The 14,760-nt window shown below is 73.5% G+C and carries 14 protein-coding genes; 10 read left to right on the top strand and 4 right to left on the bottom strand.

Features of this window, described 5'->3' with window-relative positions:
* Positions 1 to 467 precede the first annotated feature (467 nt).
* A complete protein-coding gene (locus tag ACWC97_RS06330) occupies positions 468 to 1,202 on the top strand; it encodes a ferritin-like fold-containing protein (protein WP_352278288.1) in 735 nt (244 codons plus the stop codon).
* Between the two features lie 32 nt (positions 1,203 to 1,234).
* On the opposite strand, the gene ACWC97_RS06325 is transcribed toward ACWC97_RS06330, so the two are convergent.
* The 4 genes from ACWC97_RS06325 to ACWC97_RS06310 form a co-directional block, all read right to left on the bottom strand.
* A complete protein-coding gene (locus ACWC97_RS06325; RefSeq protein WP_450647744.1) occupies positions 1,235 to 1,504 on the bottom strand; it encodes a hypothetical protein in 270 nt (89 codons plus the stop codon).
* Between the two features lie 243 nt (positions 1,505 to 1,747).
* Complete coding sequence (locus ACWC97_RS06320) at positions 1,748 to 1,975, bottom strand: DUF3107 domain-containing protein (RefSeq protein ID WP_352278291.1); 228 nt, start codon at positions 1,973 to 1,975, stop codon at positions 1,748 to 1,750.
* Positions 1,976 to 2,116: 141 nt separating this feature from the next.
* Entirely contained in the window at positions 2,117 to 2,758 is a 642-nt protein-coding gene (locus tag ACWC97_RS06315) for a TetR/AcrR family transcriptional regulator (RefSeq protein ID WP_352278293.1), read from the bottom strand.
* Between the two features lie 168 nt (positions 2,759 to 2,926).
* Positions 2,927 to 3,142, bottom strand: a complete 216-nt coding sequence (locus ACWC97_RS06310; protein WP_352278295.1) for a hypothetical protein — start codon at positions 3,140 to 3,142, stop codon at positions 2,927 to 2,929.
* A gap of 113 nt (positions 3,143 to 3,255) precedes the next feature.
* Here ACWC97_RS06310 and ACWC97_RS06305 point away from each other — a divergent pair, with 113 nt between their 5' ends.
* The 9 genes from ACWC97_RS06305 (at position 3,256) to ACWC97_RS06265 (ending at position 14,646) form a co-directional block, all read left to right on the top strand.
* Positions 3,256 to 4,218 (top strand): alpha/beta fold hydrolase, encoded by a 963-nt coding sequence (locus tag ACWC97_RS06305; protein ID WP_352278296.1) that lies wholly within the window; start codon positions 3,256 to 3,258, stop codon positions 4,216 to 4,218.
* Between the two features lie 8 nt (positions 4,219 to 4,226).
* Positions 4,227 to 5,537: a DUF3152 domain-containing protein gene (locus ACWC97_RS06300; protein ID WP_450647741.1), complete on the top strand. Its 1,311-nt coding sequence runs from the start codon at positions 4,227 to 4,229 to the stop codon at positions 5,535 to 5,537.
* A gap of 168 nt (positions 5,538 to 5,705) precedes the next feature.
* On the top strand, positions 5,706 to 5,801 hold the full coding sequence (locus ACWC97_RS06295) for an Ms4533A family Cys-rich leader peptide (protein WP_323180069.1): 96 nt from the start codon (positions 5,706 to 5,708) through the stop codon (positions 5,799 to 5,801).
* Between the two features lie 211 nt (positions 5,802 to 6,012).
* Positions 6,013 to 7,737, top strand: coding sequence for an ABC transporter substrate-binding protein (locus ACWC97_RS06290; protein WP_450647739.1), 1,725 nt, complete (start codon positions 6,013 to 6,015; stop codon positions 7,735 to 7,737).
* A 2-nt stretch (positions 7,738 to 7,739) separates the two neighbouring features.
* The gene (locus tag ACWC97_RS06285) at positions 7,740 to 8,723 is read left to right on the top strand and encodes an ABC transporter permease (protein ID WP_352278301.1); all 984 of its coding nucleotides are present in this window, start codon (positions 7,740 to 7,742) and stop codon (positions 8,721 to 8,723) included.
* The gene (locus tag ACWC97_RS06280) at positions 8,720 to 9,709 is read left to right on the top strand and encodes an ABC transporter permease (protein ID WP_352278302.1); all 990 of its coding nucleotides are present in this window, start codon (positions 8,720 to 8,722) and stop codon (positions 9,707 to 9,709) included. The genes ACWC97_RS06285 and ACWC97_RS06280 overlap by 4 nt, the downstream gene beginning before the upstream one ends.
* The gene (locus tag ACWC97_RS06275; protein ID WP_450647736.1) at positions 9,706 to 11,367 is read left to right on the top strand and encodes a dipeptide ABC transporter ATP-binding protein; all 1,662 of its coding nucleotides are present in this window, start codon (positions 9,706 to 9,708) and stop codon (positions 11,365 to 11,367) included. The genes ACWC97_RS06280 and ACWC97_RS06275 overlap by 4 nt, the downstream gene beginning before the upstream one ends.
* Before the next feature lie 191 nt (positions 11,368 to 11,558).
* Positions 11,559 to 13,304: a DUF3492 domain-containing protein gene (locus tag ACWC97_RS06270; protein WP_450647734.1), complete on the top strand. Its 1,746-nt coding sequence runs from the start codon at positions 11,559 to 11,561 to the stop codon at positions 13,302 to 13,304.
* The gene (locus ACWC97_RS06265) at positions 13,297 to 14,646 is read left to right on the top strand and encodes a hypothetical protein (RefSeq protein WP_450647732.1); all 1,350 of its coding nucleotides are present in this window, start codon (positions 13,297 to 13,299) and stop codon (positions 14,644 to 14,646) included. Before ACWC97_RS06270 ends, ACWC97_RS06265 begins: the two co-directional genes overlap by 8 nt.
* Positions 14,647 to 14,760: the final 114 nt, after the last annotated feature.

Genomic DNA, 14,760 nt, shown 5'->3' with positions numbered 1-14,760 from the left:
GGGACACGATGCCGACGGCTTCGAGCGCCTCGGCTGTCTCGGGAAGAATCCCGAGGTCACGGAACGTAGTCAGGGTGCTGCCTCTTCTGTGAGACGCGGCCCGAGGCGAACGCTGGGGGTCGTACCACGCCGGTATGGGTCATCCGGCCGCGGATGGGCCGGGTGGCGCGGGACCACTGCCGTCGCTCGAGCGCTCGTGCCGCTGAGGGGGTCCCTCATCTGCGGTCGTACGTGTCGCACGACTCGCGCGGAGGGCTGTCGGGTCGGAGCCGATCGGGCCACCGACCGGGCATCCTCATTCGTTTTCACCTTTTTCACGCCACCGGTACGTCCAAAATACTCAGTAGGCGCAATACCACTGTACCTCGGATTCGCGCATGTGTGTTGGGCGAATTCATCGGAACGGTGTGATGTCACTGGTTGGCCGGGCCCTTCCACACACCTCCGGGCGGGCTATTCTGCGCTCCATGGAGACGCCTGACAACGCCACTGAAACCCCCGAACCCACCGGAATCGCCGCCCAGGACTGGGCCACCGCGTCGGTGGACCCGCAGTACCGGGCAGCCGTCGTGGACCTGCTGGGAGCGCTCGCGTACGGGGAACTGGCGGCCTTCGAGCGGCTTGCCGAGGACGCCAAGCTCGCGCCGACGCTGACCGACAAGGCGGAGCTGGCGAAGATGGCCTCCGCCGAATTCCACCACTTCGAGCGGCTCAGCGAGCGACTGGCCGAGATCGAGACGGACCCGACCGCCGCGATGGAGCCGTTCGCCAAGGCGCTCGACGACTTCCACCGCCAGACCGCGCCGTCGGACTGGCTGGAGGGCCTGGTCAAGGCGTACGTCGGAGACTCGATCGCCAGCGACTTCTACCGCGAGGTCGCCGCCCGGCTCGACTCCGACACCCGCTCGCTGGTCCTCGCCGTGCTCGACGACACCGGACACGGCAACTTCGCCGTGGAGAAGGTGCGCGCCGCGATCGAGGCCGAGCCGCGCGTCGGCGGCCGGCTCGCGCTGTGGGCCCGCCGGCTGATGGGCGAGGCGCTCTCCCAGGCCCAGCGCGTGGTGGCCGACCGCGACGCGCTCTCGACGATGCTCGTCGGCGGTGTGGCCGACGGCTTCGACCTCGCGGAGGTCGGGCGGATGTTCTCGCGGATCACCGAGGCGCACACCAAGCGCATGGCCGCGCTCGGACTCGCGGCGTAGGCGGTCCGCCGGGGCCGGCCGGCGGGCCGGCCTCAGGCCGCCGCTGATCGGCTCAGCCGTTGACTGCGCGGGCGGATCAGCAGGGAGAGCGTCACGGCTCCGATCAGCGCCGAGCCGATCAGCGCGGCCACGGCATGGCCCGGCCCCAGCATCGAATTCATGAGGTAGACACCGAACAGCGCGCCCAGCGCGCCGGTGGTGAGGACGGTGCGGCGGGACGGCAGTCGGTGGGGCAGCGAGCGGAGCGCCAGCCAGGCGAGAACGAGCCCGAGGGCGACGGCGCCGAGCGGTTCCAGGATCACGGTGGATCACCTCGCGGATAGCGGGGCGGTCAGGGGGCGACCGGCGCGTTCGTGCCGGACGGACCCCCGGATACGGTCGTTGGTGGTCCTACCCGAGGTGGCCGGAACGCAACCCTCCTCCGCGCCGCCTCCGCAACCGGAATCCCGCCGCGCACCGCGGACTCGCGGTACGCACGCGGACGGGCGGCGGCCCGGTGGTCGTCCCACCGGGCCGCCGCCCGTCCGTCGCTCGGAGCGCGTGGTCTACAGCGCGCCGAATCCCACGCGCCGCGCGGTGGGCTCGCCGATCTCCACGTAGGCGATCCGGTCGGCCGGCACCAGGACCTTGCGGCCCTTCTCGTCCGTGAGGCTGAGCAGCCGCGCCTTGCCGTTGAGCGCCTCTGCGACGGTGCTCTCGACCTCTTCGGCGGAAAGCCCGCTCTCCAGAACGATCTCGCGGGGCGAGTGCTGCACCCCGATCTTGACCTCCACGGCTATGTCCCTCCGACGGTCAGTCCCTGCGCGGTGAGCCGCGCCGTACGCACCACACATTAGCCCGCTGAGCGGGGCCGTCGGCGTCGGCGGGCAACGCCCGCAGCGAACACGGACGGCGGCTGCGCCGGGCGGCCCGCGTCAGTGCTGCTCGATGCCGTGCAGCGGGAAACCGGCGATGCCCCGCCAGGCCAGGGACGTCAGCAGCTGGACCGCGGTGTCGCGCGGAATGGCGGACCGGCTGGAGAGCCAGTAACGGGCCACGACCTGGGAGACACCGCCCAGGCCCACCGCGAGCAGCATGGACTCGTCCTTGGAGAGCCCCGTGTCCCCGGCGATGACGTCCGAGATCGCCTCCGCGCACTGCAACGAAACCCGGTCCACGCGCTCGCGCACCGCGGGCTCGTTGGTCAGGTCGGACTCGAAGACCAGCCGGAAGGCGCCGCCCTCGTCCTCGACGTACGCGAAGTAGGCGTCCATCGTCGCGGCGACCCGGAGCTTGTTGTCGGTGGTCGAGGCCAGGGCCGTGCGGACCGCCTGGAGGAGCGACTCGCAGTGCTGGTCGAGCAGGGCCAGATAGAGCTCCAGCTTTCCGGGGAAGTGCTGGTAGAGCACCGGCTTGCTGACCCCGGCCCGCTCGGCGATGTCGTCCATCGCGGCGGCGTGGTAACCCTGCGCCACGAAGACTTCCTGCGCGGCGCCCAGCAGCTGGTTGCGTCGGGCGCGGCGAGGCAGGCGAGTGCCCCGCGGGCGCGCCGCCTCGGTCTGCTCGATGGCTGTCACGCCGCCTCCCAAGTGTGTGATCTGACTCAGCCCTTCCGTACACGCTGCGCCCTGCGGCCATCGTACTTTTGGGTAACCCGGCCATGCGTGGCGCGGACGCAGAATTTCATGGACCGGACGGCTGCGGTAGCCATGGATTCCCCGGCCACCGGGACAAAACAGCTTGTATCAGCGGTAATCGTCCTCATCCTGTGCCACGACGCGGGTCTGTTCCACCGCGTCCGCCTCGTTCGCGGCGTCCGGGTCCACGTCCGTGAGCGGTTCGTCGTCCCGCTGCTGGAGATCGGCGCGCTGCTCGGCGGCGTCCGCGCGGGGGGTCTCCTGGTCCGGCTCGTCCGGCTGCACGTCCGTGAAGGTCTCCGGGTCGCTGGGGTCGACCGTCATGGGTGACTCCCTTCCTCGCCTTCGAGCGTAGGAGCTGTCTGGGCGGTCCGCCATGGGGTGCCTGTGACCGCGAACACATGAATCGAGGTGTGATCGTCTCGTAACATTGCCGCATGTCTTCGACCGAGCTGCCGGGAGTCCGTGCCGCTACCGCCGCGGTGTCCCCGACGCCCGGTGCCGACGGGGGTGCGGAGGAGGAGCTGCGGTCCGTCACCCTTCCCGGGCTGACGCTGACCGTGCGGTCCCGGCCCGCCGGGCGGACCGGGCTGCCGCCCGCGCTCTACGTGCACGGGCTCGGCGGCTCCTCGCACAACTGGTCGGCGCTGATGCCGCTGCTCCAGGACGTGGTGGACGGCGAGGCTGTCGACCTCCCGGGCTTCGGCGACTCCCCGCCGCCCGACGACGGCAACTATTCGGTCACCGGCCACGCCCGCGCCGTGATCCGCCTCCTCGACGCGGCCGAGCGCGGCCCGGTCCACCTCTTCGGCAATTCGCTCGGCGGCGCCGTGGTCACCCGGGTCGCCGCGGTCCGGCCCGACCTGGTGCGCACGCTCACGCTGGTCTCGCCCGCGCTGCCCGAACTCCGGGTGCAGCGGACGGCCGTGCCGACGGGACTGCTCGCGGTGCCCGGGATCGCCGCCCTGTTCGCCCGGATGTCCCGGGACTGGACGGCGGAGGACCGCACCCGCGGCGTGATGGCGCTCTGCTACGGGGACCCGTCCCGGGTCACCGAGGCCGGCTTCCGTGACGCGGTGGCCGAAATGGAACGCCGAATCGCGCTGCCGTACTTCTGGGACGCGATGGCGCGCTCGGCACGTGGCATTGTCGATGCGTACACGCTCGGGGGGCAGCAAGGACTGTGGCGCCAGGCCGAGCGGGTGCTCGCACCGACCCTGCTGGTGTACGGCGGACGGGACCAGCTCGTCTCGTACCGGATGGCACGCAAGGCGTCCGCGGCCTTCCGGGACGCGCGGCTGCTGACGCTGCCCGACGCGGGGCACGTGGCGATGATGGAGTACCCGGAGGCGGTCGCCCAGGCCTTCCGGGAACTGCTGGACGAACGCGGCGGGAGCTGATCCGGGGCGTGGGACGACATAGTCGAAAGGGCCCCGGACCCTCGGGGTCCGAGAGCGAGGCCGCCGCCGCGGAGGCGGACGGCGAGCGGGGGGCGACCGGATCGCCGGTCCCCGGCAGTGGGCGTCGGCGCAAGCCGGCGGAGGCGGACGCGCCGGCCGGTTCCGGGGGACACGACCCGTTCCAGCAGACCGGCCAGGTGCGCGGCGGCCACCCCGAGCAGCACGAGCCGGGCGGCGGCTGGGGCACCGGCCCGCAGCCCCGCCTACGGGCCGACGGGGCCGGACCCGCCGCACCGCGCCCCCCGGCCCGGCGCACGGCACCGGGGCAGCCGCCGACCGGTACCCGGCCGCTGATACCGGGACCGCGGCGCGAGTTCGTCGAGGCGTTCGACGCACCGGCCGCGCCGCGCGGGACCTCCCTGTCCCCGGCCCGCCCCGCCGACCCGTACGCCTCGGTCGGTGAATGGGACCAGGAGCCGCCCCCGCCCTCGGACGACGCCCCGGCCAAGGGGGGCAAGGGCCGGGCCTTCGCCGGGATCGCGGCCGCCGCGGTGACCACCGTGCTCGCGGTGGTCGTCGCCGGGCAGGTCGCCCAGGACGACGGGTCCAGGAGCAGCGCCGCCCAGCCCTCCGGCGTCGACCGGGGCGGCGCCGACGGTGCCTCCCGCTCGGACGGCCGGGGGACGCCGACCCCGCAGGAGGCCGCGGTCAAGCCGCTCTCGTACGCCGAGAAGATGGCCAGGGCCTATCCGCTGGACCCGAAGCTCAAGGCGTCCGGGAAGTTCGAGACCGTGCCCGGTAAGGCGAAGGCCCCCGGGCGCGGCCGCACGTACCGCTACCGGATAGACGTCGAGAAGGGGCTCGGTCTCGACACCGCGCTCTTCGCGCGGGCCGTCCAGGAGACGCTCAACGACGACCGCAGCTGGGCGCACGACGGGGCGATGACCTTCGAGCGGGTCTCCACCGGCGACGCCGATTTCGTGATCACCCTGGCCAGCCCCGGGACCACCGGCGACTGGTGCGCCAAGTCCGGGCTGGACACGACCGTGGACAACGTGAGCTGCGACTCCGCGGCGACCGAGCGCGTCATGATCAACGCCTACCGCTGGGCGCAGGGCTCGTCGACCTTCGGGCCGGACAAGCTCCTCGCGTACCGCCGGATGCTGATCAACCACGAGGTGGGCCACCGACTGGGACACAACCATGTGAGCTGCCGCACGCCCGGGGCGCTCGCCCCGGTGATGCAGCAGCAGACCAAGTCGCTGGACATCGACGGCATCAAGTGTCGCCCCAACTCCTGGGTGTACCCCAAGGGTTGACGCCGCGCCGGGTGGGTCCGCGGACACCGCGGGCCCGCTTCCGGACCGTACGCGCCTTCTCGCCGTACTCGGAGTAACGGCTGCACACGCCCCTGTTCTGTCCGCATCTTGAGATCGCCGTCTCGAATCGCGTTGACATCATCTGGGCGCTCCACCATATTTCTCGGCATGTCACACGGCCCCGTCCTCCCCGATCGCGCAGTCATCGAACTGGCGCTCATCGGCGTGACCGGGCACAGTGTCGCCGACATCCACTGTTGCTGACGCCCGTCCGAGCGCGCGTCCGCCCGCGGTCCGGCCCTGAGGGGCCCGTCCCGCCCCGTGGTGCCGCCGCGCAGGACCCCTCCGTCCGCAGGCGCGGCAGCCACCGGTGTCCCCCCGGCCCTCCACGGCCCTCCGGCCGCCCTCTCGCCGCTGCCCGCGCGGACTTGTTTTCTCCCGTTTTCAGGCAGTACGTCCGAGAGGTCATCTTCCGATGCGTCAACCGTCCGTCATATCGCGCCGCGTGGCAGCGGCCACCGCCGTACTCGTCGTCGCCGCGAGTGTCGCTGCCTGCGGGCCCGAGGACAAGAAGGGCGGCGACAGCGGTGCCGGAGCGGCCGGGAAGCCGGCGAAGGGCGGCACGCTCACCGTCCTCAACAGCAAGCCCCAGTCGGACTTCGACCCCGCCCGGCTCTACACCTCCGGCGGCGGCAACGTCCCGTCCCTGGTCTTCCGTACGCTCACCACCCGCAACCGGGCCGACGGCGCGGCCGGTGCCAAGGTCGTCCCCGACCTCGCGACCGACCTGGGCCGCCCCAGCAAGAACGCCACGGTGTGGACGTACACGCTCAAGGACGGGCTGAAGTACGAGGACGGCACCCCGATCACCAGCGCCGACATCAAGTACGGCATCGAGCGCTCCTTCGCCGCCGAACTCTCCGGCGGCGCCCCCTACCTGCGCGACTGGCTCATCGGCGGGGCCGACTACCAGGGCCCGTACAAGGACAAGAAGGGCCTCGACTCGATCGAGACGCCCGACGAGAAGACCATCGTCTTCCACCTCGACAAGCCGGAGGGCGAATTCCCCTTCCTGGCCACCCAGACCCAGACCACCCCGGTGCCGAAGGCCAAGGACACCGGCACCAAGTACGAGGAGCACCCGGTCTCCTCGGGCCCGTACAAGGTGGTGCGCAACGAGGGCGACGGCGAGCGACTGGTCCTGGAGCGCAACCCGCACTGGTCGGCCGCCACCGACGACCAGCGCAAGGCCTACCCCGACCGGATCGACGTCCGCTCCGGGCTCGACTCCGCCGTCATCAACCAGCGGCTCTCCGCCTCGCAGGGCGCCGACGCCGCCGCCGTCACCACCGACACCAACCTCGGCCCGGCCGAACTCGCCAAGGTCACCGGCGACAAGAAGCTCGCCGCCCGCGTCGGCACCGGACACTTCGGCTACACCAACTACATCGCCTTCAACCCGAAGGTGAAGCCCTTCGACGACCCGAAGGTGCGCCAGGCCATCGCCTACGCCGTGGACCGCTCCTCCGTGATCAACGCGGCCGGCGGCTCCTCGCTCGCCGAACCCGCCACCACCTTCCTGCCCGCGCAGGCGGCTTTCGGCCACACTCCGTACGACCACTTCCCGGCCGGGAAGAACGGCGACGCCGCCAAGGCCAAGGAACTGCTGAAGGAGGCCGGCCACCCGGACGGGCTGACCGTCACCCTCACCCACTCCAACGAGAAGGACTTCGCCACCGGCCCGGAGATCGCCACCGCGCTCCAGGAGGCCCTGAAGAAGGCCGGCATCACCGTCCGGCTCAAGGGCCTGGAGAGCAACGACTACTCCGACACCGTCTACAACGTGAAGAGCGAGCCCGGCTTCTTCCTCGGCGGCTGGGGCGCCGACTGGCCGTCCGGCGGCCCGTTCTTCGCGCCGATCTTCGACGGCCGGCAGATCGTCAGGGCCGGCTACAACTTCAACTCCGGCCAGCTCAACGACCCCGCGGTCAACAAGGAGATCGACGAGATCAACAAGCTGACCGACCTGGAGGCCGCCGCGAAGCGCTGGGGCGCCCTGGACGAGAAGGTCGGTGAGCGGGCCCTGACCGTGCCGCTCTTCCACCCGGTCTACAAGCGCCTGTACGGCGAGGACATCAAGAACGTCGTGATCAGCGACTGGACCGGCGTCCTCGACATCTCGCAGGTAGCGGTCAAGTAACCATGGCCGACGTATCCGCGGCCGAGGAGGCGGGGGCCGTGGCGGCCCCCGCCTCCGGGGCCCGTCCGTTCTGGCGGCGGCTGCGCGCCCGGCCCTCGGCGCTGGTGGCCGCGGCCGTCGTCGCCCTGCTCGTCCTGGCCGCGCTCGCCGCCCCGCTGCTCACCGCCGTCGAGGGCCAGGACCCGACCACGTACCACCCGGACCTCGTCGACTCCGCCACCGGCGGGGTGCCGCTCGGCTCCTTCGGCGGGATGAGCGCCGAGCACTGGCTCGGCGTCGAACCGCTCACCGGGCGCGACCTGTTCGCCCGGGTCGTGTACGGGGCCCGGGTCTCGCTCGGCGTCGCGCTGGCCGCCACCCTGCTCCAGGTGGTCATCGGCGTCGCCGTCGGTCTCGCCGCCGGGCTCGGCAACCGCCTCGTCGACCAACTGCTCAGCCGGGTCACCGACGTCGTGGTCGCGCTGCCGGTCATGGTGATCGCGCTCGGCGCGCTCGCCGTCGTACCCGCCGGCTTCCCCCGCCCGGTCCTGATCGCCGTGATCATCGGCCTGGTCGGCTGGTCCGGCATCTCGAAGATCGTGCGCGCCCAGACCCTGTCGCTGAAGTCGCGCGACCACGTCGCCGCCGCCCGGCTCAGCGGCTGGGGCTCCTGGCAGATCGCCCGGCGCGAGCTGCTCCCCTCGCTCGCCGCCCCGGTCATCACGTACGCCGTGCTGCTCTTCCCGGGCAACATCGTCGTCGAGGCGGCCCTGTCCTTCCTCGGCGTGGGCATCAAACCGCCCACCCCGTCCTGGGGGCAGATGCTCAGCGACGCCGACACCTGGTACCAGGCGGCGCCCACCTATCTGCTCATCCCCGCGCTGCTGCTCTTCATCACCGTGCTGGCGCTGACCGTCCTCGGCGAGGGCGTCCGCACCGCGCTCGACCCGCGCGCCGAGTCCCGGCTGCGGGTGGGCACCGGCCGGAAGAAGGAGGCCGACGCGTGAAGTGGTTCCTGCTCAGACGGCTCGGCGGGGCGGTGCTCGTCCTGTTCGTGCTCAGCGTCGTCGTCTACGCCGCCTTCTACGTCGCCCCCGGCAACGTCGCGCAGATCGCCTGCGGACCGCGCTGCTCGCCCGCCCAGGTCGCCCAGGTCAGCGAGCAACTGAACCTCGGGGACCCGCTGTACACGCAGTACGCGCACTTCCTCCAGGGGCTCTTCGCGGGCCGCGACTACTCGACCGGCACCGGTGTGCTGCACTGCCAGGCGCCGTGCCTGGGGCTCTCCTACCAGAGCGACCAGCAGGTCACCGAGCTGATCCTGGCCAAGCTCCCGGCCACCGCCTCGCTCGCGCTGGGCGCCTTCGTGCTGTGGATGCTGCTGGGCGTCGGCACCGGGCTGCTCTCGGTGTGGCGGCGCGGCCGGCTCACCGAGCGCGTCCTCACCTGGATCACCCTCGCCGGGATGGCCACCCCCGTCTTCGTCATCGGGCTGCTGCTGATCATCGTCCTGGTCACGGCGCTCCAGATCCTGCCCTTCCCGGACTACGTGCCGTTCACCGAGGACCCGGAGCAGTGGGCGTGGAACCTGCTGCTGCCGTGGATCTCGCTGGCCCTGGTGTCGGCGGCGCCGTACGCCCGGATGACCCGGGCCTCGATGCTGGAGACCCTGGCCGAGGACCATGTACGGACCTTCCGGGCGTACGGGGTCGGCGAGCGGGCGCTCGTCGGGCGGCACGCGCTGCGCGGGGCGCTGGGGCCGGTGATCGCGCTCGGCGCGCTGGACATCGGCTCGATGTTCGGCGGTGCCGTGCTGACCGAATCGCTCTTCGGGATCCCGGGGGTCGGCCGCGAACTGGTCGACGCCGTGAAGCACGTGGACCTTCCGGTCGTCGTGGGGCTGGTGCTCGTCACCGGGTTCTTCGTCGTCCTTGCCAATACCGTCGCCGACATCCTCCAGGCGATGGCCGACCGACGGGTGGTGCTGGCATGAGCCTGGTCGAAGTCTCCGATCTGTCCGTCTCGTTCGGCGACGTACGGGCGGTGGACGGGCTGTCGTTCTCGCTGGAGCCCGGCGGGGCGCTCGGGGTGGTCGGCGAGTCCGGCTCCGGCAAGAGCGCCTCGGCGTACGCCCTGCTCGGACTGCACCGGGGCACCGGCGCCAAGGTCACCGGCTCGATCCGGGTCGCCGGGGTGGACGTGACCGCCGCGAGCGACGCGGAGCTGCGGGCCCTGCGGGGCGCCGGGGCCGCGATGGTCTTCCAGGACCCGCTCTCCTCGCTCGACCCGTACTACGCGGTCGGCGACCAGATCGCCGAGGTGTACCGGGTCCACAACAAGGCGTCCCGGCGGGCCGCGCGGGCCCGTGCGGTGGAGGTGCTGGACCGGGTCGGCATCCCCGACGCCGCCCGGCGCTCCCGGTCCCGGCCGCACGAGTTCTCCGGCGGGATGCGGCAGCGGGCGCTGATCGCGATGGCCCTGGCCTGCGAACCCCGGCTGCTCATCGCCGACGAGCCCACCACCGCCCTCGACGTGACCGTGCAGGCCCAGATCCTGGACCTGCTGCACGGGCTGCGCCGGGAGACGGGGATGGGGCTGCTGCTGGTCACCCACGACGTGGGCGTGGCGGCCGAGTCCGTCGACGAGGTGCTGGTCATGTGCGCGGGGCGGGCGGTGGAACGGGGCCCGGTGGGACAGGTGCTGGTGGCCCCGCGCGAGCCGTACACCCGGGAACTGCTGGCGGCGGTGCCCCGGGTGACGGGGGAGCGCCCCGCTCCCGCCGCGAAGCCGGCGGCCGATGCCGAGGTGCCGGTCGAGGGCCTCCGCGACCTCGCGGAGCCGGACCAGAACGCCGACGGTGCCAGGAAGCCGGACCAGAACGCCGACGTGCTGGTCGAGGCCGTCGACGTACGGCAGGTCTTCGGCCGGGGGAAGGGCGCGTTCACCGCCGTCGACGGGGTCTCGCTCGCCGTGCGGCGCGGCGAGACCCTCGGCGTCGTCGGCGAGAGCGGCAGCGGCAAGACCACCCTCGGCCGGATGCTCGTCGGGCTGCTGGAGCCGACCTCGGGCCGGCTCACCCGGGACGCCCGGGTGCAGATGGTCTTCCAGGACCCGGTCTCCTCGCTCAACCCGCGCCGCTCGGTCGGCGAGTCGGTCGCCGACCCGCTGCGGGCCGCCGGCCGGCGCGACGAGAAGGCGATCAGGGCCCGGGTCGGCGAGCTGCTGACCCGCGTCGGACTCGACCCGGAGGGCTACGACCGCTACCCCCACGAGTTCAGCGGCGGGCAGCGCCAGCGCGTCGGGATCGCCCGCGCGCTGGCCGCCGAGCCGGAGCTGATCGTCTGCGACGAGGCCGTCTCCGCGCTCGACGTGACGACCCAGGCCCAGGTGACCGCACTGCTGGCCCGGCTCCAGCGGGAACTGGGGCTCGCCCTGGTCTTCATCGCCCACGACCTCGCCGTCGTCCGCCAGGTCAGCGACCGGGTCGTGGTCATGCGGCGCGGCCGGATCGTCGAACAGGGCACGGTGGACCAGGTCTACGGGGACCCGAAGGACCCCTACACCCGGCAGCTGCTGGCGGCCGTGCCCGCGCTCGACCCGGCGCTGGCGGCCGTGCGCCGCGCGGCCCGCAAGGAGCTGGCCGCTGCCTGACGCCCCGTGACCTTCCGTACGTCCAGCACAACAGAACGTTGTCGGGGCGGGAAAGTTACGACGGTTCACCCCTTTCGGTGGTGCGACGGACAACCGTCCGTCGCACCACCGGCGTATGCGCTTACCTTCTTCCCGCTGTGAGCCGCCGTTTTTTCCGGTGGACACCCACGAGGGAGAACGGAGGTGCACTCGTGCGGATCGGGCTACTCACCGATGGTGGTCATCCCTGTGCGACCGGTGAGTCCGGGGCATGGTGCGACCGGCTGGTACGCGGGCTCCCGCAGCACGAGTTCGACCTCTTCGCGCTGGTCCGCTCGGTGGAGCAGGAGGTGCGCGGCCCGTTCCCGGAGCACGGGGGCCGGGTGCGCACGGCGCCGCTGTGGGCCGACGACGGGCACCGCCCCGGGCCCCGGGCCCCGAAGGGCCTGCTCGCCCGGATGGCGACGGGCGGCACCGCCCGCCCGTACGGCCGCCGCGAGCGGCAGTGGTTCACGGACCGGCTCGCGGACCTCGTGGCCGCGGTCTGCGCGGCGGGCGGCGAGGACGACACCGCCGTCCGGGGCCCCGCCGACCCGGACCCCCGGTTCGCCGACGGCCTGTACGGCCTGGCCGAACTGGCCCGCGAACACGGCGGACTCGCCACGGCGCTGCGCTCCGAGCCCGCCGTCCAGGTGCTCGAAGCGGCCTGCCGGGCCCCGGGCACCGCGCGCACCGTGCAGAGCGCCACCGTCCCGGACCTCCTCGCCTTCGCCCAGGAACTCGGCCGGGCGCTGCGCCCGCTCTCGCTGGACTGGTACGACGAACGGGGCCTCGGCGCCGTCGACCTCTGCCACGCGACCTCCGGCGGCGCCGCCCTCCCCGGGCTGCTGGCCGGGCATTTCTTCCGGACCCCCTTACTGGTCAGCGAGGACGGCGCCCGGCTGCGGGAGCATTACCTCGCGGCCGGCTCCACCCTGCTGAACGCGCCGGCGCGCGCCCTCCTCGCGAGCTTCCACGGCAGACTGGCCACCGAGGTGTACCGGCGGGCCACGATCGTCACCTCGGGCACCGCCCACGCCCGCCGCTGGCAGGAGCGGTGCGGCGCCGACCCCGCGAAGCTCCGCACGGTCCGGCCCGGCATGGCCGCCGACCATTTCGCGGAGCTCGGCGAGCGCGACGACTGCGGTCCCGGCGACACCCTGGTCTGGGTCGGCCGGATCGAGCCCGCCAAGGATCTGACGACGCTGCTGCACGCCTTCGCCGAGGTGCGCGGGGCCGAGCCGGGGACCCGGCTGCGGATCATCGCCACGGCGCCACCGGGCTCCCTGGGTGAAGGCCATCTCGTACGGTGCCGGGCGCTCGCGGCCCGGCTGTTCCCGGACGGAGCCGCCGACGGCGCGGCCCCGGTCTCCTTCGAGGAGACCGGCGGGGCCGGCCCGTCCGGGGCCGCCGACGCCTACGCGGCGGGTGGCGTCGTCGTCCAGTCCAGCGTGGCGGAGGGCTTCCCCGCCGATCTCGTCGCGGCGATGTTCTGCGGCCGGGCCACGGTCTCCACGGACGTCGGCGCGGTCGTCGAGACCATCGGCGGCACCGGGCTCGTGGTGCCGCCGCGCGACCCGCGGGCGCTGGCCGGTGCCTGCCTCGCGCTGCTGCGCGACCCCGAGCGCCGTGCACGGCTCGGCGCGGCGGCGCGCGCCCGCGCACTCGAACTCTTCACCGTCGAACGGAACCTCGCGGACCTCCACGGCCTCTACCTGGAACTGATCGCCCGGGCCCCGGTGCGCGGACAGGCGGCGGAGCGCGCCGACGGCGGGCCCCGCCCGTTCGCCACCCCGCCGGAGGCACACGTCCTGGACACCCGGACCGGCCCGGCCCCCGCCGGCCGCAAGCCCAGCTGGGCCACCGGGCCCCGGGCCGTCTGCGCGGGGGCGCGGGGAGCGGGTGGCCGCGATGCGTGAAGCGGAACAGCCGCGGCCGTGGATCCCCGGCCCGGAGCGCACCGGAGCGGGCCGGGGCGGTCCCGCCCGCCGGGACCAGGACGGCGACGACCACGGAGGAACCACCATGGACGGCCCGACCGGTGCGCCCGAGACCCCCGATGCCCCCGCCGGGCCCGTCGCGGGCCCCGCCCCCGCGCCGCGCGCCCCCGAGATCGCCCACACCGCGGCCCCCGGACACCCGGCCCGCCGGGCCGCCGCCGGGCGACGCGGCCCCGCCGACCCGGTGCGCTCGCTGATGCACCGCCACCGCGAGCTCTGCGAACGGGCCGTCGACCCGCTGGAGCTGGCCGCCGGGCTCGAAGCCCACGGCGTCACCGACCGCGCCGCCGCCCGCTACCGGCACCGCGACGTCTTCTCGCTCGCCGAGGAACTCTTCGCCCGGATGCCCGGTGTGCCGACCGGCCGCACGGGCGCGCCCAAGGCTCCGGCGCGCGACACCGCGCCCCGTACCGCCTGGACGCTGCGCGCCCTCCTGCCGGGCGCCGCCTGCGCCGCGACCCTGGGGGCGCTGGCCCTCGCCCCGGACGCGCTCGACGGCCGGATCCGGCTCGCCATCGGCCTCACCGGGACCCTCGCCGTCCTCACCGCGCTCGCGCTCGCCCTGCGCGGCGGCCCGCTGCGCACCGGCGCCCGCCCCTCCGCCACCGCCACGGCGTACACCTGCTGGCTCCTCGGCTACGTCCTGTACGGCCAGCCCCTCCTCGACCAGGTGCTCAGCGGCGGCCCCGAAGGCCCCTGGGTGCTCACCCCCGCACCCCTGCTGGGGCTGGCCCTCGCGGTCGCCCCGGCCGCCTGGTGCGCCCACCTCTTCTCCGTCCACGCCCACCGCAGGCTCATCGGCAGCCGCGTCCTGGAGGAGTTCGGCGCGGGCGTGCGCCCCCTGCTCCTCGGGGCCGTCGCCCTCCACCTCTGCGCCCTCGTCGTCCTGCTCTCCCTCGCGCACCTGATGTACGGGGGCGGCGGGGCGTACGCCGGAGCGGGCGCGCTCGGACTGCTGCTGCTGGCCGCCCGGCTGCTCGCCGTGCACGGCTTCCCCGGGCTCGCCACCGGCGGGCTCGCCGCCGCCTGTGCGGCCGAGGCGCTGGCCCCCGCACTGGTGCTGGCCGGGCGGCTGCCGGGACTGCGCTTCCTGGCCCGCCCCGTAGACCTTCTCGTCCTGACGGCCGGTACCGGAGCCGTACCGGCCGTCGCCTGCGGCGGAGCCGCGCTCGGGCTGCTGATCGCGGCCACCGCAGTCCTCTCCCGCGCATCCGCCCACAGCACCGCCCGGCCGGTCGACGAAGGCCCGGTCGCCGCGTAACCCACACCACGCCAGAACACCGTCAATGCCTGCCCCGCGGAGCCGACGCCGCGGGTCACCGCCCTTCCAACGCCTCACAATCCCTAGGAGACACCGGACATGACCCCCCAACCC

The sequence above is a fragment of the Streptomyces sp. NPDC001108 genome, from assembly GCF_053598535.1.
This window is presented reverse-complemented; position numbering and strand designations above follow the sequence as displayed.

What these genes read in the sequence shown, in the direction of transcription:
- ACWC97_RS06330 (WP_352278288.1), top strand. Translation starts at nt 468, where the DNA reads ATGGAGACGCCTGACAACGCCACTGAAACCCCCGAACCCACCGGAATC.
- ACWC97_RS06265 (WP_450647732.1), top strand. Translation starts at nt 13,297, where the DNA reads ATGCGTGAAGCGGAACAGCCGCGGCCGTGGATCCCCGGCCCGGAGCGC.
- ACWC97_RS06295 (WP_323180069.1), top strand. Translation starts at nt 5,706, where the DNA reads ATGTCACACGGCCCCGTCCTCCCCGATCGCGCAGTCATCGAACTGGCG.
- ACWC97_RS06285 (WP_352278301.1), top strand. Translation starts at nt 7,740, where the DNA reads ATGGCCGACGTATCCGCGGCCGAGGAGGCGGGGGCCGTGGCGGCCCCC.
- ACWC97_RS06310 (WP_352278295.1), bottom strand. Translation starts at nt 3,142, where the DNA reads ATGACGGTCGACCCCAGCGACCCGGAGACCTTCACGGACGTGCAGCCG.
- ACWC97_RS06275 (WP_450647736.1), top strand. Translation starts at nt 9,706, where the DNA reads ATGAGCCTGGTCGAAGTCTCCGATCTGTCCGTCTCGTTCGGCGACGTA.
- ACWC97_RS06305 (WP_352278296.1), top strand. Translation starts at nt 3,256, where the DNA reads ATGTCTTCGACCGAGCTGCCGGGAGTCCGTGCCGCTACCGCCGCGGTG.
- ACWC97_RS06290 (WP_450647739.1), top strand. Translation starts at nt 6,013, where the DNA reads ATGCGTCAACCGTCCGTCATATCGCGCCGCGTGGCAGCGGCCACCGCC.